Genomic DNA, 24,490 nt, shown 5'->3' on the forward strand with positions numbered 1-24,490 from the left:
CGGGAGATCGGTACGGGTGGTGCGACGGTCCGCCGTCCGGGCCGGGCCCGGACGGCGCCTGTCACTCCCAGACGGAGTCGATATCGGTGTGTTCGCGCGGCGGAGTGGACGGGGCCGGTGCGGGCGTGCGCGAGAACCGGGGCGCGGGCATGGGCTGGACGACGCCGTCGAGCTCGGTGAGGATCCCGCGGGCGGCGACGTGCGGATCGCCGGCGGCCTCGCCGAAGCTGAGGACGGGGGTCGCGCAGGCGTCGGTGCCCTCGAACACCGCGGCCCACTCGTCGCGGGTCTTCGTAGCGAAGGCGCCGACGAGCGCCGCACGCAGCTCCGGCCAGCGCTTCCGGTCCTGTTGTGCGGGCACCGACTCGGCGTCGATGCCGAGGCCGTCAAGCAGTTGGGCGAAGAACTGGGGCTCGATGGCGCCCACCGCGAAGTAGCCGCCGTCCGCGCACTCGTAGGTGTCGTAGAAGGGGGCGCCGCCGTCGAGCAGGTTCGCGCCGCGCTCGTCGCTCCACATGCCGCGGCCGCGCCAGGACCACATCATCTGCGCCAGCAGCGTCGATCCGTCGATCATCGCCGCATCCACCACCTGCCCGCGGCCGGAGGCGGTGGCCTCGTGCATCGCGGCGAGGATGCCGAAGACGAGGAACATCGAGCCGCCGCCGAAGTCGCCCACCAGGTTGAGCGGGGGCACGGGACGCTCGCCCGGGCGGCCGATCGCGTGCAGCACGCCGGTGAGGCTGATGTAGTTCATGTCGTGTCCGGCGCGCTGCGCCATCGGGCCGTTCTGGCCCCAGCCGGTCATCCGCCCGTAGACGAGCCGCGGGTTGCGGGCCAGACATTCGTCGGGGCCCAGGCCCATCCGCTCGGTGACGCCGGGACGGAAGCCCTCGATGAGGACGTCCGCGCGTTCGATGAGGCCCAGCACCTTCTCGACGTCGGCGGGGTCCTTGAGGTTCGCGGCCACGGCGCGCCGGCCCCGCTGCAGATGGTCGCCGGAGGGCGCGGTGCCGGCACGGTCGACGCGGACGACGTCGGCCCCGAGGTCGGCGAGGAGCATCGCCGCGTGCGGGCCGGGGCCGATGCCCGCGAGCTCGACCACGCGCACGCCGTGCAGCGGACCGCTCCGGCCGGCGGGTCCTGCGGGGTCGACGGGCGAGTTGCGGTTGTCGTTCACAGTGCGATCTCCACGGTTTGTCTCGGATTCTCCAGGGCGTGTGTCCAACGACACGATTCTTCGTACCCTAGCAAGCGCTTGGCTGCGTTCGGCGGGGTCAGGGGGCCGGAGGAGGCTCGCACGTGCCCGGAAATCAGCTACGACGCTGTGTCGTATTTGCGGCGGGGGCACGCCCGGCGCTCGCCTGCCCGGATTCCGGCAATTAGCCCGATCGGACTAGCGCGGATCGCTGACGAGGGCCAGGCCGTTGGGCTACGTTGTGGGCGAACGAGGCGGTATTCGGTGGCATGCGCACGAGCCCGGACGGGCCCGCGGCGCAGCCGACGCGATGGGGAGAAGGCCCGTGATCATGCGATTGGGCGCACGCGGAAATCTGTTGCTCGCCACATTCGTGTCGATGATCGACTTCTGGGTCTGGAACGACCTGGGCCCGTTGTCCTCGCGGTACTCCGAGTCGATGGCGTTATCGTCATCGCAGAGCGCGATCATGGTCGCGATGCCGGTGCTCGTCGGCTCGCTCGGCCGCATCCCCGTCGGCGCGCTCACCGACAGGTACGGCGGCCGGCGGATGCTGCTCGTGGTCACCCTCGCGTCGATCATCCCGATCCTGCTCGTCGGATACTTCGGCTCATCGGGCAGCTACGGCGCGCTGCTGGCGTCGGCCCTGCTGCTCGGCGTGGCGGGCACGGTGTTCGCCGTCGGCATCCCGTTCGTCAGCGCCTGGTACCCGCCGGAGCGCAAGGGTTTCGCCACCGGCGTCTTCGGCGCGGGCATGGTGGGCACCGCGGTGGCCGCGTTCTTCACGCCGCGGTTCGACAACTGGTTCGGCGGAATGCAGACGCACTTCATCCTGGCGGCCATCCTCGCCGGCACGGCGGTGCTCGTGTTCCTGTGCGCCTCGAACGCGCCGCAGTGGAAGCCGCAGAAGGAGCCGTTCGTCCCCAAGATGTGGGCGGCGATGAAGCTGCCCGTCACCTGGAACATGTGCGTGCTCTACGGCCTGGTCTTCGGCGGCTTCGTCGCGTTCTCCAGCTATCTTCCCACCTACATCGCCACGATCGACGTCTACGACTTCGACCCCATCCAGGCGGGCAGCCGCACCGCGGCGTTCGCGATCGCGGCGGTGATCGCCCGGCCTATCGGCGGCATGCTCTCCGACCGTGTGCCGCCGAAGAACGTCGTGCTGGTCTCCGTGGCGGGCACCGCGGTGTTCGCGGCCCTGGTGAACATGCAGCCTGAGCCGGAGTGGCAGGCGGGCCTGGTCTTCGGCGGCCTCGCGTTCTTCCTCGGCATCGGGGCGGGCGGCGTGTTCGCGTGGTTGTCCCAGCTGGCCCCGGCGCACCGCGTGGGCAGCGTCACCGGCATCGTCAGCGCCGCCGGCGGCCTGGGCGGCTACTTCCCGCCGCTGATCATGGGCGCCACCTACGACGCCGCCGGCAACAACTACCACCTCGGTCTGACGCTTCTGGTGATCACCGCGGTGATCATCCTGGTGTACACGGCGATGCTCGTGCCGGCCGACGACCCTACGCGCCGCGTGAACAGACCCGGCTCCAGGCCGAAGGAAGAGGCGCGGCAATGACCGGCACCGCCGCAGCAGCCATACCCACCGCACCGACCACAACAAGGAGACCGGCGTGACTTCCACCGACATTCCTCGGACCGGCGCTCCGCGACACGGCAGGCCGCAGACCGACGGGCCGCTGGCGGACGTGCTGCTGGACACCGGCAGGTTCTTCCGCCGCGGCGCCGAGTTCTCCGCGGACAAGCGCACCGTCAGCCTCCAGGGCGGGCGCGAGGGCGACGTGTTCTACCGCGACCGCTGGAGCCACGACAAGGTGGTGCGCTCCACGCACGGGGTGAACTGCACCGGGTCGTGCTCGTGGAAGATCTACGTCAAGGACGGGATCATCACCTGGGAGACGCAGGAGACCGACTACCCCTCGGTGGGGCCGGACCGCCCCGAGTACGAGCCCCGCGGTTGCCCCCGCGGCGCGGCGTTCTCCTGGTACACCTACTCGCCCACGCGGGTGCGCTACCCCTACGGGCGCGGCGTGCTCGTGCAGATGTACCGCGAGGCGAAGGCGCGCCTGGGGGACCCGGTGCTGGCCTGGGCGGACATCCAGGCCGACCCGGAGCGCCGTCGCCGCTACCAGCAGGCGCGCGGCAAGGGCGGGCTGGTGCGCATCTCGTGGGACGAGGCGGCGGAGATGGTCGCGGCGGCCCACGTGCACACCATCAAGGAGTACGGGCCGGACCGCGTCGCGGGCTTCTCGCCGATCCCCGCGATGTCGATGATCTCGCACGCGGTGGGGGCGCGGTTCATCGAGCTGCTCGGCGGGGTCATGACCTCGTTCTACGACTGGTACGCGGATCTGCCCGTCGCGTCGCCGCAGGTGTTCGGCGACCAGACCGACGTGCCCGAATCCGGTGACTGGTGGGACGCGTCGTACCTGCTCATGTGGGGATCGAACGTGCCGATCACCCGCACGCCCGACGCGCACTGGATGACCGAGGTCCGCTACCGCGGCACCAAGGTCGTCTCGATCAGCCCCGACTACACCGACAACACCAAGTTCGCCGACGAGTGGATGCCCTGCGCCGCCGGCACCGACGGCGCACTCGCGATGGCGATGGGGCACGTGATGCTGCGCGAGCACTATGTGGACTGTTCCACCCCGTTCTTCAGTGACTTCGCGAAGCGCTTCACCGACCTGCCCTACCTGATCAGGCTCGAGGAGCGCGACGGCGCCTACATCGCGGGCAAACGCCTTGTGGCCGCCGACCTGCCCGGCCCGGAGGCGGACCAGGAGCTCGCCGAGTTCAAGCCGGTGCTGCTCGACGAGGCCAGCGGCGGCCACGCGGTGCCGCGGGGCAGCCTCGGACACCGCTATGCCACGTCGGACGAGGGCGCGTGGAACCTCGACCTCGGCGACATCTCGCCCCGGCTCACCGTGGGGCGCGAGGACGCGCCGGGCGGCGGGCACTCGTGGACCCGGGGATGTGCCAGAATCCGTCGAGGTGCTGGTCACCGGATTCGACACCGTGGAGGGGCGGGCCGAGGTGCACCGCCGCGGAGTGCCGGTCCAGCGGGTGGGCGGCCACCTGGTGTGCACGGTGCTGGACTTGATGCTCGCCCCAGTACGGGGTGTCGCGGCCCGGGCTGCCCGGACAGTGGCCCACCGGCTACGAGGACCCGTCGGTGCCGTGCACGCCCGCGTGGCAGGAGCCGATCACCGGCGTGAGCGCCGAGCAAGCCGTGCGCGTGGCCCGGCAGATGGCCGAGAACTCCATCGAGTCCGGCGGCCGGACCATGATCATCATGGGCGCCGGCATCTGCCAGTGGTTCCACGGCGACGCCACCTACCGCGCCGTCCTGTCGCTGCTGCTGCTCACCGGTGCGATGGGCCGCAACGGCGGCGGCTGGGCGCACTACGTGGGTCAGGAGAAGGTGCGTCCCATCACCGGGTACTCGACGCTGGCGATGGGCCTGGACTGGTCGCGTCCGCCGCGCGTGATGGCGGGCACCACCTATTGGTACGCGCACACCAACCAGTGGAGCTATGACAACTACCGGGCCGACGCCCTGTCCACCCCGCTGGGGCGCGGGCGCTTCGCGGGCAAGCACACGATGGACGTGGTCTCGGCGGCGACCGCGATGGGCTGGTCGCCGTTCTACCCGCAGTTCGGCCGCTCGAGCCTGGACGTCGCCGACGACGCCGAGGCCGCGGGGCGCGGTGACGACGTGCCCGGCTACGTGGCGGACAGGCTCGCCTCCGGCGATCTCACGCTGGCGGTGACCGATCCGGACGCGCCCGAGAACTGGCCGCGCGTGCTCAGCGTCTGGCGCTCGAACCTGCTGGGCTCGTCGTCCAAGGGCAACGAGTACTTCCTTCGGCACCTGCTGGGCACCTCGTCCAACATGAGCGCCGAGCCGATGCCGGAGGACCTGCGGCCGGTGTCGGTGCGGGTGCCCACCCGCGAGGACGGCAGCGCGGAGGTGCCCGAGGGCAAGCTCGACATGGTCATGTCGATCGACTTCCGCATGACCTCGACCACGCTGCTCTCGGATGTCGTGCTGCCCGCGGCCACCTGGTACGAGAAGCACGACCTGTCGAGCACCGACATGCACCCCTACGTGCACGCCTTCAGCCCCGCGATCGACCACCCGTGGGAGTCGCGTTCGGACTTCGAGGCGTTCCAGACGATCGCGAAGGTGTTCAGCAGGCTCGCGGCCGAACACCTGGGGGTGCGCAAAGACGTCGTGCTGGGCACGCTGCAGCACGACACCCCGGGCGAAACCGCCTACCCGCGCGGCGCGGAGGACAATTGGCTGGAGACGGGGGCCACGCCGGTCCCCGGCAAGACGATGGGCCCCATCACGGTGGTCGAGCGCGACTACGGCGCCATCGCGGACAAGTGGTCCACGCTGGGCCCGTTGGTGGACACGCTCGGGATGACGACCAAGGGCGTCACCTTCCACCCGGACGAGGAGGTCGCGCAGCTCGCCGCACTGCACGGGGTGATGGACCGCGGGGCCGGCGCCGGGCGACCGGCGATCGACACCGCGGTGAAGATGTGCGAGGCGGTGCTGCGGCTGTCCGGCACCACCAACGGTCGGCTGTCGGTGCAGGGGTTCAAGGATCTCGAACGCCAGACGGGGCAGCGCATGGCGCAGCTCGCCGAGGGGTCCGAAGAACGGCACATCACCTTCCAGGACACCCAGGCGCACCCGGTGCCGGTGATCACCAGCCCGGAATGGTCCGGCAGCGAGACCGGCGGCCGCCGCTACGCGCCGTTCACGCAGAACATCGAGCACCTCAAGCCGTTCCACACCGTCACCGGCCGCATGCACTTCTTCCTCGACCACGACTGGCTCGAGGAGATCGGCGAGCAGATGCCCGTCTACCGTCCGCCGATGAACCTGCACGCGCTCTACGGCGAGCCGAAGCTGGGGGAGACCGGCGAGCTGGGCCTGGCCGTGCGCTACCTGACCCCGCACTCCAAGTGGTCGATCCACTCGGAGTACCAGGACAACCTGTTCATGCTTTCGCTCTCCCGTGGCGGCCCCACCATGTGGATGTCGCCGGACGACGCGGCCACCATCGGGGCCGCCGACAACGAGTGGGTGGAGGCGGTCAACCGCAACGGCGTGTTCGTGTGCCGGGCGATCGTCTCGCACCGGATCCCCAAGGGCGTGGTGTTCGTCTACCACGTCCAGGAGCGCACCATCGACACTCCGCTGTCGGAGACCACGGGCCGGCGCGGCGGCATCCACAACTCGATCACCAGGCTGCTGGTCAAACCCTCGCACCTGGCCGGCGGTTACGGCCAGAACAGTTATGCGTTCAACTATCTCGGCCCCACGGGCAACCAGCGTGACGAGGTCACGTTCGTCCGTCGCCGCTCCCAGGAGGTGACCTACTGATGCGCGTCATGGCTCAGATGGGCATGGTGATGAACCTCGACAAGTGCATCGGGTGCCACACCTGTTCTGTCACGTGCAAGCAGGCGTGGACCAACCGGGCGGGCATGGAGTACGTCTGGTTCAACAATGTTGAGACCCGGCCCGGCCAGGGGTATCCGCGCACCTACGAGGACCAGGACAAGTGGCAGGGCGGCTGGGTCCTCGACCGCAAGGGCCGGCTGCGGCTGCGGGCCGGCGGCCGCATCAAAAAGCTCGTCAACATCTTCTCCAACCCCAAGCTGCCGTCGATCCAGGACTATTACGAGCCCTGGACCTACGACTACGAGAACCTGACGACGGCGCCGGCCGGCGACCACATCCCCGTCGCCGCGCCGCGCAGCCTGCTCACCGGCGAGCCGATGAAGGTCACCTGGTCGTCCAACTGGGACGACGACCTGGGCGGATCCCCGGAGATCGTCCCCGGCGACCCGATCCTCAGCCAGGTCAGCGAGGAGGTCAAGCTGCAGCTGGAGCAGACCTTCATGTTCTACCTGCCGCGGATCTGCGAGCACTGCCTCAACCCGTCGTGCGCGGCGTCGTGCCCCTCGGGGGCCATCTACAAGCGCTCCGAGGACGGCATCGTGCTGGTCGACCAGGACAAGTGCCGCGGCTGGCGCATGTGCGTCTCCGGCTGCCCGTACAAGAAGGTCTACTTCAACCACCGCACGGGCAAGGCGGAGAAGTGCACGTTCTGCTATCCGCGCGTGGAGGTGGGCCTGCCGACGGTGTGCGCGGAGACCTGCGTGGGCCGCCTGCGGTATATCGGTCTCATGCTGTACGACGCGGACGCGGTGCTCGACGCGGCCAGCACCGAGGACCCGCAGGACCTGTACGAATCGCAGATGCGGGTGCTGCTGGACCCCAACGATCCCGAGGTGATCGCCGGCGCCCGCGAGGCGGGCATCTCCGACGACTGGATCGAGGGCGCGCAGCGCTCGCCGATCTACGCGCTGATCAAGAAGTACAAGGTGGCGCTGCCGCTGCACCCGGAATATCGGACCATGCCGATGGTCTGGTACATCCCGCCGCTGTCGCCGGTGGTCGACGCGGTCGCGCGTGACGGCCACGACGCGGAGGACGTCGGCAACCTGTTCGGGGCCATCGACGCGCTGCGCATCCCCAAGGAGTATCTGGCGGGGCTGTTCACCGCGGGTGACACCGACATCATCGACGACGTGCTGCACAAGCTCGCCGCGATGCGTTCGTACATGCGCGACATCAACCTGGGGCGCGAGCCGCAGGCGCACATCCCCGCCGCGGTCGGCATGGGCGAGGAGGAGATGTACGAAATGTACCGGCTGCTCGCGCTGGCCAAGTACGACGAGCGGTACGTCATCCCCACCGCCTACCAGAACGAGGGCCACAAGCTGGAGGAGACGGCCACCGACTGCCCGCTGAACTTCGAGGGCGGGCCCGGGATGTACATGGCGGGTTCGGGGCCCTTCGGCGAGACCTCCGGCACGCCGGCCCCGGTCGCGGTGGAGACGTTCAACGCGCTCAAACAGCGGCAGACCAGCGAGCACACGGCGGGCAGCCGCGTGAACCTGCTCAACTGGGACGGGCTGGGCAGCCCGCCCGGACTGTTCCCGCCGGATTCCGGAGGCCATGGGGAGGGGCACCGGGAGGGCGGAACCGCCGAAGAAGGCGGAGCGGTCGGAAAGGACGTGTGATGAGGCTGTTCCGACGTAGCACCGGCATCGCCGACGGCCACCGCCGGTTGGTGTGGCAGTCGGTGTCTCTGCTGCTCGCCTATCCGGAGGACGATGCGGAGGGCATGCCCGACTACGCCGACCGGCTCGCGCTGGTGGCCGGCGTGCTCGACGACCTGCCGCCATCGGTGGCCGGGCCGCTGCGGCGGTGCGTCGACGGGTTGTCCGCGGTGGAGGTGCATGAGGCGGCGCAGCGGTATGTCGAGACCTTCGACCTGCGCCGGCGGCGGTCGCTGTTCCTCACGTACTGGACCGACGGCGACACCCGCAACCGGGGCAACGCCATGCTGCAGTTCGCGGACGCGTACCGCGAGGCCGGGGTGGAGCCGCCGGACGGCGAGCTGCCCGACCATCTGGCCGTGGTGCTCGAGTTCGGCGCCACCGTGGAGTTCAAGGCGGGCATGGCGCTGCTCACCCGGTACCGTGCACCGCTCTCGCTGCTGCAGGACGCGCTCGGGCAGATGGGGTCCCCGTACGCCGGGGCGGTGGAAGCGGTGCTGGCGACGGTGCCGGAACCGGACCCCGAGCAGACCCGGCGTGAGGCGCAGCGGATCGCGCAGGCGGGGCCGCCGAGCGAGTCGGTGGGCCTGGACCCCTATTCGGTGACGGTGCCGGTGGACGCGCTGGCCGCGTCGCTCCGCACGGTGGGAGGATCCCGATGAGCAGCAGCAACGGCGCGCTGGAGGTTTTCTGGGATGTGATCCCGTACGTGTCGCTGGCGATGATGATCGTCGGACTCGTCTGGCGGTACCGCTACGACAAGTTCGGGTGGACCACCCGGTCCTCCCAGCTCTACGAGTCCCGGCTGTTGCGCATCGGCAGCCCCCTGTTTCACTACGGCATCATCGTCGTGTTCCTCGGGCACATCATCGGGCTGGTCATACCGCAGAGCTGGACCGACGCGATCGGCATCTCCGAGACCGCCTACCGCTGGGTCGCACTGGGCGCGGGCGGCATCGCGGGTCTGGCGACGCTCGTCGGCGTCAGCATCCTCATCTACCGGCGGCGCCGCACGGGGCCGGTATTCATCGCCACCACGTGGAACGACAAGTGGATGTACGTGCTGCTGGTCGCGACGCTGGTGGCCGGGCTGTCCACCACCGTCATCGGCATGACCCCGTCGGGACGGGCGCCGGACGCGAACTACCGCGAGACCGTCTCGCCGTGGTTCCGCGATTTCTGGAGCCTCCAGCCGGACGGCAGCCTCATGGCCGCGGCCCCCGTCCAGTTCCAGGTGCACGTGGCGATCGCACTGGTGCTGTTCGCCATCTGGCCGCTGACGCGTCTTGTGCACGTGTTCAGCGCCCCGGTGTGGTACCTGTTCCGCCCGTACATCGTCTACCGCAGCCGCAGCGCCGCCCAGGACGATCACCTGCTCGGCTCGGACCCGCAGCGCCGAGGCTGGAGCCGCGACGCGCCGGCCCGCTGGTGAGGCCGCCCGCCGGGCCCGCGCGTGAGCATGCGGCCCGGCGCCGGGGTCAGTGCGCCAGCCCGCGGCTGGACCGCAACCGCCGGCGCATGTCCGCCAGGTAGAGCCGTGCCGGCAGGGTGCGGACAAACCGCGGCACCACCGCGTAGACGGGCGGCAGGATGCGGAAGAGCAGATCGAACGCCCGCTGATGCCGGTCGCTCCACGGCAGCGCGAAGGCGTCGCGCGCCTGCTGCGGCAGCAGCCCGGTCGTCACGAACCGGTTCAGCGGCATCGCCGGGCGCAGGAACCAGGGGGCGCTTCGGGTCGCCAGAAGCGTGTGCGTGAACGCGCGCACCTGGTCGTCAACGGTGAGCGTGTCCATCGTGCGCTCCCAGTAGCGGTCGAACCCGGCGACGGTGTCCGGCCACATCTCCGGGCGCACCTGCAGGGCCGTGCCGTAGGCCATCGACTCGCGGTAGACGCGCTCGGCCGACACGGGCCCCAGCGGGCCGCGGAAGCGCCGGTGCAGGTCGACCCCGCCATGGTAGAGGGTGGCGGCGACCCACAGCTGCAACTCCGGGTCGAACGCGTTGTAGGTCTCCGAACGCACGGGCACGTGCGCCTTGTTGACCATGCGCACGATCTCGCGGCGCTCGTCGTCCGTGCCCAGTGCCACGGCGTAGATGTAGCTCATCGTGGTGCGCAGGCGGCTGAGCGGGCGGTGCAGGACGTCGCTGTGGTCGGCCACCCCGTGCCCCACGCCGGGCATCGCCAGCTGCAGCAGGATTGCGGCGCCGGCGCCCAGGAACACGTACGCCTCGTCGACGTAGTCCGCCACACCCACCGTCGGTGCGCCGTCGGCCTCCGTCGCCAGGTCCGTCGTGTGCGGTGCTGCCATACCGTCTCCGATCCGTGCCGTCACTGCTCCAAGGCCGTCGCTGATTCAGGCCGTCACTGCTTCAGGACGCTGACGTCGCGGGGACCTCCGATGCAACAATATTACTCTAACTGTTGCATGTGATCGTCGGCTCCGCAAGCGTGGTTAACCTGTGGGCGTGACGGATGACAATGTGCGGGCGCTGATGGGGGCGGGCGCAGGTGTTGCAGAGGCGGACGCCCGGATCCTCGAGGCCGCGCTGGAGCAGTTCGCCCTCACCGGCATCCGCAAGACCAGCACCGACGACATCGCGCATCGGGCGGGGGTAAACCGCGCGACGCTCTACCGTCGGCTCGGCACCAAGGACGACGTGGTGCGTGCGGCATATCTCTACGAGGCGGCGCGGGTGCTCGCGCATATCGAACGCGCAGTCGAGGGCATCGGGGAGCTGGAGGAGTACGTCGTCACCTTCTTCACGGTCACCGTCCGCGCGGTCCGCGGAAACCCGCTGCTGGAGCGGATGCTGCGCGTGGACCGGGATGAGACGCTGCGGTCGCTCACCATCGGCGCGGGCGACGTGCTCACCCTCGCGACCGCCTTCCTCGCCGACAAGATCAGGACGTTGCGCGCGCGTGAGGCCGGCGCGGGGGAAGCCGACGCCCGGCTCGGCGACGTCGACGCGCTGTCGGCCGTGCTGGCCCGGCTCACGCAGTCGCTGCTGCTCACGCCGGACGGCCCGCCGCAGCTCGACGACGACGAGGGGTTCCGGGCGTTCGCGACCGCGTTGCTGGTGCCGCTGATTCGCGGGTGAATGCTGTTTTGTCGGTCGGCTCCTCGTTTCGGCAGATACCATACTCCTACGATTCGATCTCAAGTCGAAAAGCTATTCAGCTATATCGACAGTATTGATTGGTGGCAAATCGCATACGGGTATATAAATAACAACTCGTGGAGGTGCAGTATCGCCTTTGCCTTCTGTTGACGATAGGAATCATGACGATGTCCGCGCAGTCGGTCACGCAGGTGGTGGCAACGCCGGCTAGGTGAACTTGGCCACGGGGCTGGCGGTGCGCACATCAATATTGGGGAGCCGCAAAGTGTGTCATTGGAACCGCAAATTCTGCTCCGCCTTGACTGGGATGCTCCAAGGTGAAATTGTGCGTCCATATATCTACGAATTGAGCGTGACGCTTGACGGTGACGTATGTGTTATTCGATATTTCTTCGAGTCCGATACTCCCGAAGAGAGGCATTGGTACGGCTTCCGAATTGATCTGAAAGAGCTGCAAAGCTTGTTTAGTGAGCCAGATCCGGTCAGTGTCGCTGACGCATGCTTCTACGATGTTTTTCCACCGGGATCGTGGGACCCGGGTCGATCTGATTCAGATGGGGTGATGTGGATTGGCAGATGAATTTTGACCGCACCCGCACGGGGTCAGCCCCGGCTCCGTGCTTCGCCGTCCCACATGTGCACCGCGTCGAGGTGGGCGACGAGCCGCCGGGCGCCGTCGGTGAACTGCCGCCGGGTCTCGTCCTCGACGGTTGCGAGGTCACCCGAGCGCAGCGCCTCGATCAGCCGGCGGTGGCCCGCCACCGCTGTGGCGCCCCAGCCCGGGTCCGCGGCGTACAGCGCGTACGGGGTGTAGCGGACGGCGTTGTGCAGGAACCACGCCAGCTTGTCGGAGCCTGCGATCCGGTTGAGTCGGCGGTGGAACTCGAACTCGCGCAGCGCGACGGTCTCCACGTCCGCCACGGCGAGGGTGGACTCGAGCGCGTCGCAGTGCGAGGTGAGGTCGGCGAGGTCGGCGTCGGTGACGCGGCGGGCCGCGCGCGCTGACAGTTCCACGGCGATCTGCCCCTGCAGCCAGAAGATGTCGACGACGTCCTCGCGGCTGAGCGGGTTGACGACGTAGCCGCGGTGCGGGACCGACTCGACCAGCCCCTCGCCGCGGAGCTTCGACAGTGCCTCGCGCACGGGGGTGACGCTGACGCCCAGGTCCGCGGCCGTCTCGTCGAGGCGGATGAAGGCCCCCGGGCGCACCTGCCCGGACATGATCCAGGCGCGCACGTGGTCGGCGACGTCGTCGGACAGTTGGGGGCGCCGCCGAAGCCGCCCCTGCGTCGCGCGGGAGGCGGTGGCGCCGGGTCCGGTGGCGGTATCGGGGGCGGCGGTCACGGCGTCACAGCCCGTAGGTCTTGCCGACGACGTCGCGCTGGATCTCGTTGGTGCCGCCGTAGATCGACGAGACCAGCGTGGCGCGGACGTGGCGTTCCATGTCGAACTCGGTGGCGTATCCGTAGCCGCCCATCATCTGCATGCCCTCGAGCGCGACCCGCTTGGCGGTTTCGGTGGCCTTGAGCTTGACCATCGACGCCTCGCGGGGGAACAGCGCGCCGGGGTGATCGTCGACCATCCGCGCGAGCCGGTAGACCAGCAGACGGGTGCATTCGATCTCGGTGGCCAGGTCGGCGACGCGGTGCCGCAGGCTCTGGAACGAGCCGACGGGCCGGCCGAACTGCCGTCGTTCGCTGATGAACTCCAGCGCGTCCGCGAAGGCCCGCTGCGCGGTGCCGAGCATCATCGCGCCGAGGATGAGCCGTTCGATGTTCAGGCCTGTCATGAGCTGGCCCCAGCCGGCGTCGATCTCGCCGATCACCGCGTCCTCCGGAAGGTGCACGTCGGTGAAGTACAGGTCGTTGACGTCGTTGCCGCCCATCGTGGGAATGCCCTTGATGGTCAGGCCCGGGGTGTCGGACGGCACGTGGAACATCGTCAGGCCCCGGTGCTTGTCCTCGCCGCGGGAGGTGCGCGCCACGAGCAGGATCGCGTCGGCGATGTGGGCGTTGGAGCACCAGGTCTTCTGGCCGTTGATCACCCATCCGTCGTCGCTGCGCTCCGCCTTGCACGACAGGTTGCCCACGTCGGATCCGGCTTCGGGCTCGGACATCGAGATGGAGTAGCTGCGGCCGCCGACGATGCCGCCGAGGACGTCCTTCTTCTGCGCGTCGGTGCCGAACTTCTGGTAGGCGGCGCCGGTGATCAGCGTGGGCCCGATCCCGCCGACGGGCGCCATTCCGCGCGCGGTGGCCTCGAGCAGGATGCAGAGGTCCACCATCGAACCGTCCGAGCCGCCGAACTCCTCCGGCACGGTCAGTCCCAGCCATCCGAGGTCCGCCATCCGGCCGTAGAACCGCGTGTTGTGGTGGACCGTGCCCTGTTCGGTCAGCGCGTCCCGCTGCGCGCGGGTGCCGCACTCGCGCCGGCACATATCGGCGACGGCGCGTTGGAACGCGGCCTGCTCGTCCGTGAACCCCATCGCGTCCGGCTGCAGCCCCGTCGATACGTCGGTGATCCCTTTCGCCATGCGGCCTCCTCATCGTCGTCGCGTCGCTCGCGCAGCCGCTCCTGCGTGTGCCGCTGCGGTCGTCCGCGTGCCTTGTCCCGCCACGGATCGGCGCATACTGTGGTGTCCACCACAGTAGATCACATCACATATATGTGATGCGATACTGCGATCACCGGAGACGCTCGCGGTCATGGCGAGTCGGGGACGAGCCGCCGGTACCGGTGACGCGGACAGTCGGCGGCTGTGGTGGAAGGAGTGCGAGTCGGCATGACGCAGACCGAACACAGGCAGAGGACGGACGACGCGGCCGCGCAAGTGGAAACGACCGCGCAGGTGGAAGCGGCCGCCGAGGCCGCCCGCTCCGCCGCCCGGTGGTGGGACGTCCAAGGATTCCGGGGCAGGCGCGGCTGGCTCCGCGACTTCGCCCGGGTGCTTGCGCGCGGAGCGGACGAATTGGCCGGGGTCATCGCGCGTGAGACCGGCAAGCCCGACGACGACGCGCTGCTCGAGGTCATGCTGGCCGTCGAGCACCTGGACTGGGCGTCGCGCAATGCCAAGCGGGTGCTGCGACGGCGGTCTGTGCGGTCGGGGGTGGTGGGCATCGACCAGGCCGCGTCGGTCGGCTACCGCCCGTACGGTGCCGTCGGCGTGATCGGCCCGTGGAACTACCCGCTCTACACGCCGATGGGCTCGATCGCCTACGCACTGGCCGCCGGCAACGCCGTCGTCTTCAAGCCCAGCGAGCTCACGCCCGGCGTCGGCGAGTGGCTGGCACGGGCGTGGCAGAGCCTGGCGCCGCCGCAGCCCGTTCTCCAGGTGGTCACAGGTGACGGTGCGGTGGGGGCCGCGCTGTGCCGCGCGGGCGTGGACAAGGTCGCCTTCACCGGTTCGACGGCCACCGCCAAACGGGTCATGGCCACCTGTGCGGAGAGCTTGACGCCCCTCGTCGCGGAGTGCGGCGGCAAGGACGCGATGCTGGTGGCGGCTGATGCCGACCTCGATGCCGCCGCCGAGTACGCGGTGTTCGGCGGGCTCGGCAACGCCGGGCAGACCTGCGCCGGCGTCGAGCGGATCTACGTCGCGGACGGGGTGTTCGACGAGTTCGTCGCCGCGGTGACCGCCCGCGTGCGCGCGGTGCGGGCGGGGACGGACTACGGCCCGATGACGATGCCGGCGCAGGCGGAGATCGTGCGCGCGCAGATCGCCGACGCTCTGCGCGGCGGCGGGCGGGCACTGGTCGGCGGGGAGGACTCCACGCAGGGGCGGACCATCGAGCCCGTCGTGCTCACCGGCGTCGCGCCCGATTCGACGGCGGCCACCGACGAGACCTTCGGCCCTGTGCTCGTCATCGAGCCGGTGGCGGATCTCGACGAGGGCGTGCGACGGGCCAACGCCTCGCGCTACGGACTCGGCGCGTCTGTGTTCACCGCCGACGCCGACGCGGGTCGGGCCGTCGCGGACCGGCTCGACTGCGGCGTGGTCACGGTCAACTCGGTGCTGGGGTTCGCCGGCGTGCCCGCGCTGCCGTTCGGCGGCACGGGCGACTCCGGCTTCGGCCGTATCCACGGCGACGACGGACTCCGGGAGTTCGCGACGGTCAAATCCATGACGGTCACGCGGTTCGCCACGCCGCTGAAACTGATGACGATGCGCCGGCGCCGGCGCGACGTGCGCGTCGCCCGGATCATGCTCCGGCTCCGGCACGGCCGGTGAATGCACGAAAGGGGAACGCCATGGGGATCAGGACCGCGCCCGGCGCGTTCAGCTGGCTGCCGTACATCCGCACGCTCGACCCGCAGCGGGACCGGCACGAGATCCACCGGCTCACCGCCGGATTCGAGTTTCCGTTCGACTACCAGCGGGCGCTGGAATTCGCGCTGTTCCGCACGTACTGTGTGCCGTCGATCTCGGCAGTGCTCGCGGAATCAGGCGAGTTCGCCGCGCGCCCGCAGAAGCGCTACGACGATACTGCGATCCTCATGGCCGAAATGGTGGAACACGGCGTCGACTCCGAACGCGGCCACGAGTCGGTGCGCAACATCAACCGCATGCACGGGATGTACGACATCGCGAATGACGACATGCTCTACGTGCTGTCCACCTTCATCTACGACCCCATCGACTGGATCGACCGGTACGGGTGGCGCCGCCTGGACCCGGTGGAGCGGCTGGCCGCCTACCACTACTACGCGGAGATCGGCCGTCACATGGCGATCCGCGACATCCCCGCCGACTACGAGTCGTTCGCCCGGTTCAAACTCGACTACGAGCGCGACCGCTTCCGCTACGCGGACACCAACAACGCCATCGGCCGCTACACGCGCGACCTCTACTGCTCCTGGTTTCCCGCGCCGCTGCGGCCGCTGGTCGCCCGCGGGGTGTACGCGATGCTGGACCAGCAGATGTCCGACGCGTTCGGATTCCCGGCGGGGTCGCCGCGTCTGCGGGCGCTGATCGAGGCCGCGCTGCACGCCCGCAGCGCGGCGGTGCGGTTCCTGCCGCGTCGCAGGGTCTCGCGCACCACCCGCGACCCGCGCAACCGCACGTATCCGGGCTACCCGGGTGGCTACCGCCCACGCGACCTGGGCGTGGAACGGGCGCACGGGCGCGCGCGCAGGCACCGCGGCACCGTTCCGGCGGAGGCGCGCGCGTCCGGCACGATCACCGGTGCTGCCGCCCCGGCGGGCCCCTCGTCGTAGTCTGGCGCCATGAACGAGCGTGAGCCGATGAGCGACGAGAGCCAGTGCCGATGACCGACGAGAACGCCGCGCTCGGGCCGCTGGCCGGATTCGCCGGCCGCTGGGCCGGCGGGGGCGAAGGGCATTATCCGACGATCGACGACTTCACCTACGAGGAGGAGATCGAGTTCTCCGGGGACGGCCGGCCGTTCCTGACGTACCTGTCGCGCACATGGGCGCCCGTCCGCTCCCGTCCGATGCACACGGAGACCGGGTTCCTGCGCAATGTCGGCGGCGGCGAGGCGGAGCTTCTGGTCACCCAGCCGACAGGGTTCACCGAGATCCACCGCGGCGCCGTGGAGACCTCCGGCGCCGTCGGGACCGCAGAGGTCGTGCAGGCCGGCAGCGGCAGTGTCGTTTTCGCCCCGGAGCAGCTGCACATCGCCCGCACCCCCGGTGCCAAGCCGGTGCACGGCGTGCGCCGGCGGTTCACGGTGGACGGCGACCGGCTCTCCTACGCACTGTGGATGGCGCACGCGGACACCCCCATGACCCACCATCTCAGCGCGGTCCTGCGCCGGCGCGGCTGAACGGCATCCCGCTATCCGGCGCGCTGCAGCGCCAGCACCATCTCCTCGAGTTGCGCCTGCGTGCCCGGGTCGGCGGTGAAATGCACGGCCCGGCCCACGTCGAGGATCACGGCGAACGCCGCGTGCGCCAGGTAGACGGCCTCATTGCGGGGCATGTCCGGGCGCGATCGGAGCAGGGTGTCCGCCCAGCACTCCGCCAGGCGCCTGTGCGCGGCGCGGAGCATGCGCCGCCGGCTCGGCGGCAGATTGGACACCTCCGCGAAGTAGAGCGTGAGCTGGTCGGGGTGCCGGAACGACCGCCGGATGTACAGCTCCGCCTGCAGGCGCAGCGCCGCCGCCGGATCGGGCGCGGACACCGTCGCGGCATGTTGCGCGGGTCCGAAACCCTCCGCAGTTCGGCGGAACGCCGCGTCCAGCAGGGCCGGTTTGCCGCCGAAGTGCCGGTAGACGCCCGACGCCGTCATCCCCGCGGCCGCGGCGATCTCCTCGACGCCCACCTCGTGGTAGCCGCGGCGGGCGAAGAGCCTGATCGATTCGGTCAGCAGCGCCTCGCGCGGGTCGGCCGGCGCCGGCCGACCCGCTGTGCGGTGCGGTGCGGCGTCCGCAGCGCGCACGGGCGCCGCCGGAACGCGCGCCGGACAGTCCACGACGGCGAGGCAGCCGTCCACGAGCACCGATGCGATCCGCTGCCGCGCCAGCGGCACGCGGTGGCCGGTGATACTCCCGAGCACGCTCAGCGCGGCCGTGGTGCGCATCTGCACCTCCGCGCCGGTCAACTCGGGACGGAGTGCGTGTACGGGTGCGGCCAGGCGCGCGGTGACGGTGCGCATCGTCCGCACAACCCGGCGTCGGTCCCCGTCGCGCAGCATCCGCGCCTCCCACCGGTAGAGCCCGCCGCTGCGCCGGTGCGCGATGGACGTGGCGGCCAGCGATGCCAGGAGCGCCGTGAGGCGGGCGCGCGGGGGCGCCGCCGGATCCGGAGGCAGGTCGGTCGCGTCGTCGAGCGCGGACACCAACGACTCGACGGAGTGCAGGAACAACGCGTACTTGCTCGGGAAATGCCGGTAGAGAGCGGGACCGGATATTCCGACTGCGGCGGCGATCTCGTCCATGCCGGCGCCGTGGTAGCCGTGCGCGTCGAACGCCTCGGCCGCGACGACGGCTATCTGCTGCCTGCGATCGCGGGGACGCACCTGTGCCGACATGGGTAGAAAGTTAACCGCAGTTCCATACGCGCGGGGTGGTATCGGCGGGATGCCTCGTGCACGAGGTCATCAGGCGGTGCCGCCGGGGGTCTGCGTCAGGAGCCATGGTCGGGGGTGGCGCCCAGGGCGTCGAGGAACGCGCGGGTGACGTCGGTGGCGGGCTGTGAGGAGTCGGCGCCCTGGACGAACACCGCGAACGCCATGTCGCCCAGGATCCCGACGAACCAGCCGTGCGCGCGCCGGTCGGTCACCTCGGCCGTTCCCGCCACGCCGGCGAGTCCGTCGATGTCGCGCAGCGCGGACGCATTGCCCGCGGCGACGGCCTCGTGCATCATCAGGCGCACTGCGTTGGCGGTGTCCTCGGACACGGTGGTCGGCGGGTCGGCGACGGTGGCCTTCTTGCCGACGACGAGCATCGGAGTGAAGCGGTCGCCGTCGTCGGCCAGAGTCGCCGCGACCACGGCCATGCCGAACGGGCTCGCTGCCACCGGACCCTGCCCGATGCCGGCCTCGACCCGTGCGGCGCCGGGTTCGGTGGGCGGCACCGAACCGGTGAGCGTGGTCAGCCCCGGCGTGTCGAAGTCGGCGCCGATGCCCAACGCTTCGGCCGTGTCCGGGAGTGCGCCGTCCGGCAACTCTCCGGTGAGGCTCGCCAGCGTGGTGAGGCAGGGAGCGGCGAAGGCCTGGGTCAGCGTCACGAGGCCCAGGTCCAGGTCGTCGGGGTTGAACACGGTGCGGCCGTCGACGGTGGCGTGCGCGGGGCAGCCGACGATGTCGTCCGTGCCGGTCCCCGAGGTGCCCAACGCTGCGGACACCGTGACCAGGGAGAACACGGACCCCGGGGCGTAGAGACCGTTGAGCGCGACGGGGCCGCGGGCGGAGGCGGCGGCGTTCTGCGCCACCGCGAGCACCCCGCCTTTCGACGGTGTGAGTGCGACTATCGCCGCCGGCCGGGTGGCGGAGTCCACAGCCAGCTGGGCGGCCTTCTGCACGTCCAGGTCCATCGTGGTGGGCACGTTCTGGACGTCCTCGGGCGATTTCGCCTGCACCCGGACATCGTCCTGGTGTCCCGGGTTGTCGATATCGACGGACCACCCGGCCGACTCGGCGAGGATTCCGCGCCACACCTCAGGGATGCCGTCCAAGGCCGGGGAATGCACCGCCGGGTCCACAGTGAGCAGCCGGCCGCGCTGGGGCAGCGCGACGGAGGCGATGGCGTCGAGGTCCTCGCGCAGCGGGTCGATGTCCGCCGGCCGCAGGGTGATCACCACGTAGCGGCCCGGCGATGGTGCCGCGGGGCCTCCTGCCGCGGCGTCGTGTGCCGACGCGGACAGTTCCTGCTCCGTCTCCGCGATCCCGGCGGTGATCGTCTCCGCGGTGATCGTGGGGTCGACCCCGTGCAGGACGTCGGCCAGCGCGGCGACGTCCGCGGGCGGTGCGTCGAGCGCGATGGCGACGTCGGTGACCGTCTGCCACTGCATGATGGCGTTGCGGTTGCGGTCGATCACGGGGCTCTCGAGGTCGAGATCCCGCGAGTAGACGAGCCGCCCACCGGGCTGCAGCCGCGAGTCGATGATATGCGGCGACCACGGCACCTTGCCGCCCTCGAGGCGGCCGATGGTGCCGGTGGTCTCGGTCTTGTTGCCGTCGGGCAACTTCCAGGCGATGTGGGTGGTGAGCGTGCCACGCAGAGATTCGAGCGTCGACAGGTGTGCGGTGGAGTCCCCCATGCCTTGGAACGTCGCGGTGAGCGCCTGCTCGGCGGCGGCCGGATCGTCGGTCAAGGCCGCGGCCTCCGCGAGGTCGTGGTCGTTGACGGCCATGACGAAATCGCGCATCGGATCGGACGGAGCGCCGAGCGTCAGGCTGCACGCGGAGGAGCACAAGAGCACGACGGCGCCGCCGCACGCCGCCGCGGCGCGCACTGTGCTGCGTCCCCTGCGGGGCGGAGTCGGCATGCAACCAGTGGAACAGACGGCGTCGGCGCTGTCATCAGGCGGCCGTCGGACGTCACCGTCGGCGCGGAATCTTCGTTAACAAAACGCACCTGCGCGAGTGCTTCCTGTGTAATACTCGCCACACCTGCCGGGGCTGCGTCCCCGGTGCGGGGCAGGAATCCGAAGTCGACGACAGGGGTACCGACATGGCAGTGGACGTTCCGGGCGCGGGGGCCGCCGCGGCGCCCCGGCGCTACACCCGCAACACCTGGAACAACTGGGTGACCGGCCACGCGGTGATGCGGCCGGACGCCGAGGCGTTCCGCTACCGGGGGACGCCGACGACCTGGGCGGTGCTGCACTCGCGCGCGGCGGCGATGGCGTCGGCACTGTCCCGCCGCGGGGTGGTCCAGGGCGACCGAGTCCTGCTGCTCACCCTGAACCGCACCGAGTTCTTCGAAGCGGTCCTGGCGGTGAATGCGCTGGGGGCCATCGCGGTGCCGGTGAACTTCCGCCTCACGCCGCCGGAGTGCGCGTACATCGCGGAGAACTGCGGCGCCCGCGCCGTGATCACCGAACCCGCCCTCGAACCCCTCGTGACGGCGCTCCGGACCCTGGTTCCGGCGCTGACCCTGGCGGTCACGATGGCGCCCGACGGGGCGGGGGCCGCGGACTCCGCGGCCCCCGTCGCCGAGGGGTTCGAGGGTTTCGAGGACCTGATCGGAGAGGACGGCGAACAGTACGCTCCGCGGGACGTCCCGGAGGACGCGCCGTGTCTGATCCTCTACACCTCCGGCACCACCGGCCGGCCCAAAGGGGCGGTGCTCACCTACTCCAACATGGCGGCCCAATCGCTCACGTGCATCCGCGCCCTGCAGATGGATCTGGACGGCGTGGGACTGCTCGCGGCGCCGACGTTCCACGTGGCCGCGCTGGGGTCGATCGCCCCGGCGCTGCAGCTGGGCACCACCACCGTGATCCACCCGTTGGGCGCGTTCAGCCCCACCGAGATCCTCGACACCTGGGAACGCGAAAGGATCACGTCCACCTTCATGGTGCCGGTGCAGTGGCAGGCCGTGTGCGCCGATCCCACGGTCAAGGACCGTGATCTGGCCCTGCGCACGATCTCCTGGGGAGCGGCGCCCGCATCGGACACGGTGCTCCAGGCGATGGCCGACACCTTTCCCGGCGCCCTCAACGTCGCCGTGTTCGGCCAGACCGAGATGTCGCCCATCACCTGCGTGCTCGACGGCGCGGACGCCCTGCGCAAGATCGGCTCCGTCGGCCGGGTGATACCGACGATCCAGGCGCGCGTCGTCGACGACGCCATGAACGACGTCCCGCAGGGCGAGGTGGGCGAGATCGTCTACCGCGGGCCGACCCTGATGCAGGGGTACTGGAACGACCCCGCCGCCACCGACGCGGCGTTCGACGGCGGCTGGTTCCACTCGGGGGACATGGTCCGCGCGGACGACGAGGGCTTCATCTACGTCGTCGACCGCAAGAAGGACATGATCATCTCCGGCGGCGAGAACATCTACTGCGCCGAGGTGGAGAACGTGCTCTACGGGCATCCCCGCATCCGGGAAGCGGCGGTGATCGGACGGCCGGACCCCACGTGGGGCGAGGTCCCGGTGGCCGTCGTCGCGCTGCAGGGCGACGGGCCGGACCTCGACGCGGCGGCGCTCGCGCGGTGGCTGGGCGAGCGGCTCGCGCGCTACAAGCACCCGCACGACGTGGTAGTGGTCGACGCGCTTCCCCGCAACGCCAGCGGCAAGGTCGTCAAGGGCGAGCTGCGGGAAAGCGCACCGGCGGCGCACACGGGGTGAGGGGTTCCCGGTGACCTATGGCCTTCCCGTGGCACGGGGGCCGGTGCACGACCTCGCCCTGCAGGTCGGGGGGCTCGTCGCGTTCTCCCTGCGCGTACTGGTGGCCGCGCCGCGTGCGGCGGTGCGCGGCCGGCTGCCGCTGCGCGAGGCGGTCGAGCAGACGGCGTTCCTCGCGCGGGTGTGCAGCGGCCCGGCACTGCTGCTGATGCTGCCGATCGGCGTGCTCATCGCCGTCTCGGTCGGGTCCCTCGCCGCGCGTCTCGGCGCGGGCGGCTACTCGGGCGCGGTCACCGCGTTCGTCGTGGTCGGGCAGGCCGCTGCGCTGGTGTGTGCGCTCATGCTCGCCGGGGTCGGCGGCTCGGCCATCTGCGCGGACCTCGGTTCGCGGACCATCCGCGAGGAGATCGAGGCCCTCGAGACCATGGGGATCGACGTCGTCGAACGCCTGGTCGTGCCCCGGGTCATCGCGGCCGTGGTGGTCTCGGTGCTGCTGTGCGCGCTGGTGACCTTCGCGGGGGTGCTCACCTGCCTGCTCTACCAGGTGTACGTGCAGCACCAGTCCTCCGGAGCGTTCCTGTCGACGTTCGCGCAGTACGGGCGTCTGTCCGACTTCACCACCGCCATGATCAAGGCCGCCGCGTTCGGGCTGACCTCGGCTCTGATCGCCTCGTTCAAGGGGCTGCACGCCAAGGGCGGGCCGAGCGGGGTGGCGGACGCGGTCAACGAGACCGTCGTGCTCGCCTTCGTGGTCGTGTTCGTCGTCAACACCGTGCTCTCGCAGCTGTACTCGGTGATCGTCCCGGCGCCGGGGGCCTACGCATGATCGGGACGGGGACCGTCGCCCGGGCGCGTCGCGCCGGGCGGCCGCTGCGGCGCACCTACGACGGATTCGCGCGCTTCGGCGCGCACGTGACGTTCTTCGTGCAGGTGATCGCCGGCATTCCCTTCGCCGTGCGCAAGTACTGGCGGCACATCCTGCGCGAGATCGGCGACGTGAGCTTCGGCAGCGCGTCGCTGCTCGCCGGCGGCGGCACGATCGGGATCGTGTTCGCCATGTCGGGCGTCGCCGCGATCATGGTCGGCGTCGAAACCCACCGGGGCCTGGAACTGATCGGGATGACCTCGCTCAGCGGCCTGCTTTCGGCCATCGCCAACACGCGCGAACTGGCGCCGGTGGTCGCGAGCATCGCACTGGCAGCCAAAGTGGGCACCGGATTCACGGCCAGGCTCGGCGCCATGCGCATCTCCGACGAGATCGACGCACTCGACTCCATGGCCGTCCGGTCCGTCCCGTTCCTCGCCAGCACCCGCCTCGTCGCCGCGATCGTGTGCGTGGTGCCGATCTACATGGTCGGGCTGCTCGCCGCCTACATCGCGACGCGGTTCACGGTCGTGACCATGGCGGGCGACTCCGCCGGAACCTACGACTACTATTTCCACTTGGGGCTGGGCGCCTCGGATTTGTGGTTGTCGCTGGCCAAGGCGCTGGTCTTCGCGATGATCGTCGCGCTGGTGCACTGCTCGTACGGTTTCCACGCGTCCGGCGGCCCCGAGGGGGTGGGCCGCGCCGCGGGCCGTGCGCTGCGGACGAGCATCCTCGCCATCGGCATCGCCGACGTGGCCATGACGTTCGCGCTGTGGGGCATCGAGCCGGCGGTGCCCGGTCTGGGGCTCTCGTGAACGGCTTCCGTGCGCCGCGCGGGCACGTGCCGCGCCCGCGGGGGCGCGCCGTGCCACGCGGCTCACGCCTTCGAAGGCGGCACTCGCGGTGCGCGGGGTGGCGGCCTTCCTCGCAGTCGTCCTCGGAGCGGCCGCGTTCGTCGCCTACGGAAACGGGGAATTCGCCGGGCACCCGGAGGTCACCGTGGACCTGCCGGCGGAGGCGGGGCTGCTCACCGGGGCCGTGGGCGTGCAATACCGGGGCGTGCCGGTGGGCGAGGTGACGGACATCGACGCGGGCACGGCCGCATCGACGGTGCGCCTGCGCATCGACCCCGACGCGATCGGGCGCATCCCGGCGGCGGTGAAGGTGCGCGTGGCGCCGAAGACGCTGTTCGGCGACGTCGTCCTGCAACTGGTACCCGGCGCCGCGCGGGCCGGGGACGCCCCGGCATCCAGGGACACGTTGGAGGCCGGGGACATCCTGCCCGCGGACACGTCACCGGAAGCGGTGCGACTCTATGACGTCTACGAGCGTGCCGTGGCGACGATGGACCGTCTGCAGCCGCAGCATCTGCAGACGGCGCTCACGGCGATGGCCGAC

17 protein-coding genes and 2 pseudogenes are annotated in these 24,490 nt (G+C 70.4%); 13 read left to right on the forward strand and 6 right to left on the reverse strand.

What is annotated here, in order from left to right; translation table 11 throughout:
• Positions 1-61 precede the first annotated feature (61 nt).
• Positions 62-1,177, reverse strand: a complete 1,116-nt coding sequence (locus tag H4F70_RS04440; protein ID WP_182359174.1) for a CaiB/BaiF CoA transferase family protein — start codon at positions 1,175-1,177, stop codon at positions 62-64.
• Between the two features lie 349 nt (positions 1,178-1,526).
• Here H4F70_RS04440 and H4F70_RS04445 point away from each other — a divergent pair, with 349 nt between their 5' ends.
• The 5 genes and pseudogenes from H4F70_RS04445 (at position 1,527) to narI (ending at position 9,785) form a co-directional block, all read left to right on the forward strand.
• Positions 1,527-2,759 carry a nitrate/nitrite transporter gene (locus H4F70_RS04445; protein ID WP_182360176.1) on the forward strand — a complete coding sequence of 411 codons (1,233 nt, stop codon included), beginning with the start codon at positions 1,527-1,529 and terminating at the stop codon, positions 2,757-2,759.
• Positions 2,760-2,880: 121 nt separating this feature from the next.
• A pseudogene (locus tag H4F70_RS04450) lies at positions 2,881-6,605 on the forward strand (nitrate reductase subunit alpha).
• Positions 6,605-8,314: a nitrate reductase subunit beta gene (gene narH, locus H4F70_RS04455; RefSeq protein WP_182359175.1), complete on the forward strand. Its 1,710-nt coding sequence runs from the start codon at positions 6,605-6,607 to the stop codon at positions 8,312-8,314. The pseudogene H4F70_RS04450 and the gene narH overlap by 1 nt, the downstream one beginning before the upstream one ends.
• A complete protein-coding gene (gene narJ, locus H4F70_RS04460) occupies positions 8,314-9,015 on the forward strand; it encodes a nitrate reductase molybdenum cofactor assembly chaperone (RefSeq protein ID WP_182347938.1) in 702 nt (233 codons plus the stop codon). Before narH ends, narJ begins: the two co-directional genes overlap by 1 nt.
• Positions 9,012-9,785 carry a respiratory nitrate reductase subunit gamma gene (narI, locus tag H4F70_RS04465; protein ID WP_182359176.1) on the forward strand — a complete coding sequence of 258 codons (774 nt, stop codon included), beginning with the start codon at positions 9,012-9,014 and terminating at the stop codon, positions 9,783-9,785. Before narJ ends, narI begins: the two co-directional genes overlap by 4 nt.
• A 46-nt stretch (positions 9,786-9,831) precedes the next feature.
• Here the strand turns inward: narI and H4F70_RS04470 are convergent, their stop codons facing one another.
• Complete coding sequence (locus H4F70_RS04470) at positions 9,832-10,662, reverse strand: oxygenase MpaB family protein (RefSeq protein ID WP_182359177.1); 831 nt, start codon at positions 10,660-10,662, stop codon at positions 9,832-9,834.
• 157 nt (positions 10,663-10,819) lie between these two features.
• Here H4F70_RS04470 and H4F70_RS04475 point away from each other — a divergent pair, with 157 nt between their 5' ends.
• A complete protein-coding gene (locus tag H4F70_RS04475; protein WP_182359178.1) occupies positions 10,820-11,452 on the forward strand; it encodes a TetR/AcrR family transcriptional regulator in 633 nt (210 codons plus the stop codon).
• A gap of 624 nt (positions 11,453-12,076) precedes the next feature.
• Here H4F70_RS04475 and H4F70_RS04480 read toward each other — a convergent pair.
• Entirely contained in the window at positions 12,077-12,817 is a 741-nt protein-coding gene (locus tag H4F70_RS04480; RefSeq protein ID WP_372497554.1) for a GntR family transcriptional regulator, read from the reverse strand.
• Between the two features lie 4 nt (positions 12,818-12,821).
• Positions 12,822-13,958, reverse strand: a complete 1,137-nt coding sequence (locus H4F70_RS04485; protein WP_182360178.1) for an acyl-CoA dehydrogenase family protein — start codon at positions 13,956-13,958, stop codon at positions 12,822-12,824.
• 297 nt (positions 13,959-14,255) lie between these two features.
• Here H4F70_RS04485 and H4F70_RS04490 point away from each other — a divergent pair, with 297 nt between their 5' ends.
• Genes H4F70_RS04490 through H4F70_RS04500 form a run of 3 tightly spaced genes read left to right on the forward strand, consistent with a single transcriptional unit; the run spans position 14,256 to position 17,256 of the window.
• Positions 14,256-15,701 carry an aldehyde dehydrogenase family protein gene (locus H4F70_RS04490; RefSeq protein ID WP_182359179.1) on the forward strand — a complete coding sequence of 482 codons (1,446 nt, stop codon included), beginning with the start codon at positions 14,256-14,258 and terminating at the stop codon, positions 15,699-15,701.
• Between the two features lie 20 nt (positions 15,702-15,721).
• Positions 15,722-16,687 carry an oxygenase MpaB family protein gene (locus H4F70_RS04495; protein ID WP_182359180.1) on the forward strand — a complete coding sequence of 322 codons (966 nt, stop codon included), beginning with the start codon at positions 15,722-15,724 and terminating at the stop codon, positions 16,685-16,687.
• A 50-nt stretch (positions 16,688-16,737) separates the two neighbouring features.
• Positions 16,738-17,256 carry a heme-binding beta-barrel domain-containing protein gene (locus H4F70_RS04500; RefSeq protein ID WP_182359181.1) on the forward strand — a complete coding sequence of 173 codons (519 nt, stop codon included), beginning with the start codon at positions 16,738-16,740 and terminating at the stop codon, positions 17,254-17,256.
• Between the two features lie 11 nt (positions 17,257-17,267).
• Here H4F70_RS04500 and H4F70_RS04505 read toward each other — a convergent pair whose 3' ends face one another.
• Both H4F70_RS04505 and H4F70_RS04510 read right to left on the reverse strand, forming a co-directional pair.
• The gene (locus tag H4F70_RS04505) at positions 17,268-18,461 is read right to left on the reverse strand and encodes a TetR/AcrR family transcriptional regulator (protein WP_182359182.1); all 1,194 of its coding nucleotides are present in this window, start codon (positions 18,459-18,461) and stop codon (positions 17,268-17,270) included.
• A 95-nt stretch (positions 18,462-18,556) separates the two neighbouring features.
• Complete coding sequence (locus H4F70_RS04510) at positions 18,557-20,419, reverse strand: penicillin-binding transpeptidase domain-containing protein (RefSeq protein ID WP_182359183.1); 1,863 nt, start codon at positions 20,417-20,419, stop codon at positions 18,557-18,559.
• 185 nt (positions 20,420-20,604) lie between these two features.
• Here H4F70_RS04510 and fadD5 point away from each other — a divergent pair, with 185 nt between their 5' ends.
• The 4 genes and pseudogenes from fadD5 to H4F70_RS21060 form a co-directional block, all read left to right on the forward strand.
• Complete coding sequence (fadD5, locus tag H4F70_RS04515; protein ID WP_182359184.1) at positions 20,605-22,227, forward strand: fatty-acid--CoA ligase FadD5; 1,623 nt, start codon at positions 20,605-20,607, stop codon at positions 22,225-22,227.
• Positions 22,228-22,237: 10 nt separating this feature from the next.
• Positions 22,238-23,050, forward strand: coding sequence for an MlaE family ABC transporter permease (locus tag H4F70_RS04520; protein ID WP_182359185.1), 813 nt, complete (start codon positions 22,238-22,240; stop codon positions 23,048-23,050).
• Positions 23,047-23,907, forward strand: a complete 861-nt coding sequence (locus H4F70_RS04525; RefSeq protein ID WP_182359186.1) for an MlaE family ABC transporter permease — start codon at positions 23,047-23,049, stop codon at positions 23,905-23,907. Before H4F70_RS04520 ends, H4F70_RS04525 begins: the two co-directional genes overlap by 4 nt.
• A gap of 184 nt (positions 23,908-24,091) precedes the next feature.
• A pseudogene (locus H4F70_RS21060) lies at positions 24,092-24,301 on the forward strand (MlaD family protein); the annotation flags it as partial.
• Between the last annotated feature and the right edge of the window lie 189 nt (positions 24,302-24,490).

It is taken from the genome of Tomitella gaofuii, from assembly GCF_014126825.1.
Taxonomy (GTDB): domain Bacteria; phylum Actinomycetota; class Actinomycetes; order Mycobacteriales; family Mycobacteriaceae; genus Tomitella; species Tomitella gaofuii.

Bases quoted from the DNA above. Each gene is read 5' to 3' on its own strand.
- H4F70_RS04445 (WP_182360176.1), top strand. From the start codon at position 1,527: ATGCGATTGGGCGCACGCGGAAATCTGTTGCTCGCCACATTCGTGTCG.
- narH (WP_182359175.1), top strand. From the start codon at position 6,605: ATGCGCGTCATGGCTCAGATGGGCATGGTGATGAACCTCGACAAGTGC.
- narJ (WP_182347938.1), top strand. From the start codon at position 8,314: ATGAGGCTGTTCCGACGTAGCACCGGCATCGCCGACGGCCACCGCCGG.
- narI (WP_182359176.1), top strand. From the start codon at position 9,012: ATGAGCAGCAGCAACGGCGCGCTGGAGGTTTTCTGGGATGTGATCCCG.
- H4F70_RS04470 (WP_182359177.1), bottom strand. From the start codon at position 10,662: ATGGCAGCACCGCACACGACGGACCTGGCGACGGAGGCCGACGGCGCA.
- H4F70_RS04485 (WP_182360178.1), bottom strand. From the start codon at position 13,958: ATGGGGTTCACGGACGAGCAGGCCGCGTTCCAACGCGCCGTCGCCGAT.
- H4F70_RS04490 (WP_182359179.1), top strand. From the start codon at position 14,256: ATGACGCAGACCGAACACAGGCAGAGGACGGACGACGCGGCCGCGCAA.
- H4F70_RS04495 (WP_182359180.1), top strand. From the start codon at position 15,722: ATGGGGATCAGGACCGCGCCCGGCGCGTTCAGCTGGCTGCCGTACATC.
- H4F70_RS04500 (WP_182359181.1), top strand. From the start codon at position 16,738: ATGACCGACGAGAACGCCGCGCTCGGGCCGCTGGCCGGATTCGCCGGC.
- H4F70_RS04505 (WP_182359182.1), bottom strand. From the start codon at position 18,461: ATGTCGGCACAGGTGCGTCCCCGCGATCGCAGGCAGCAGATAGCCGTC.
- H4F70_RS04510 (WP_182359183.1), bottom strand. From the start codon at position 20,419: ATGCCGACTCCGCCCCGCAGGGGACGCAGCACAGTGCGCGCCGCGGCG.
- fadD5 (WP_182359184.1), top strand. From the start codon at position 20,605: ATGGCAGTGGACGTTCCGGGCGCGGGGGCCGCCGCGGCGCCCCGGCGC.
- H4F70_RS04525 (WP_182359186.1), top strand. From the start codon at position 23,047: ATGATCGGGACGGGGACCGTCGCCCGGGCGCGTCGCGCCGGGCGGCCG.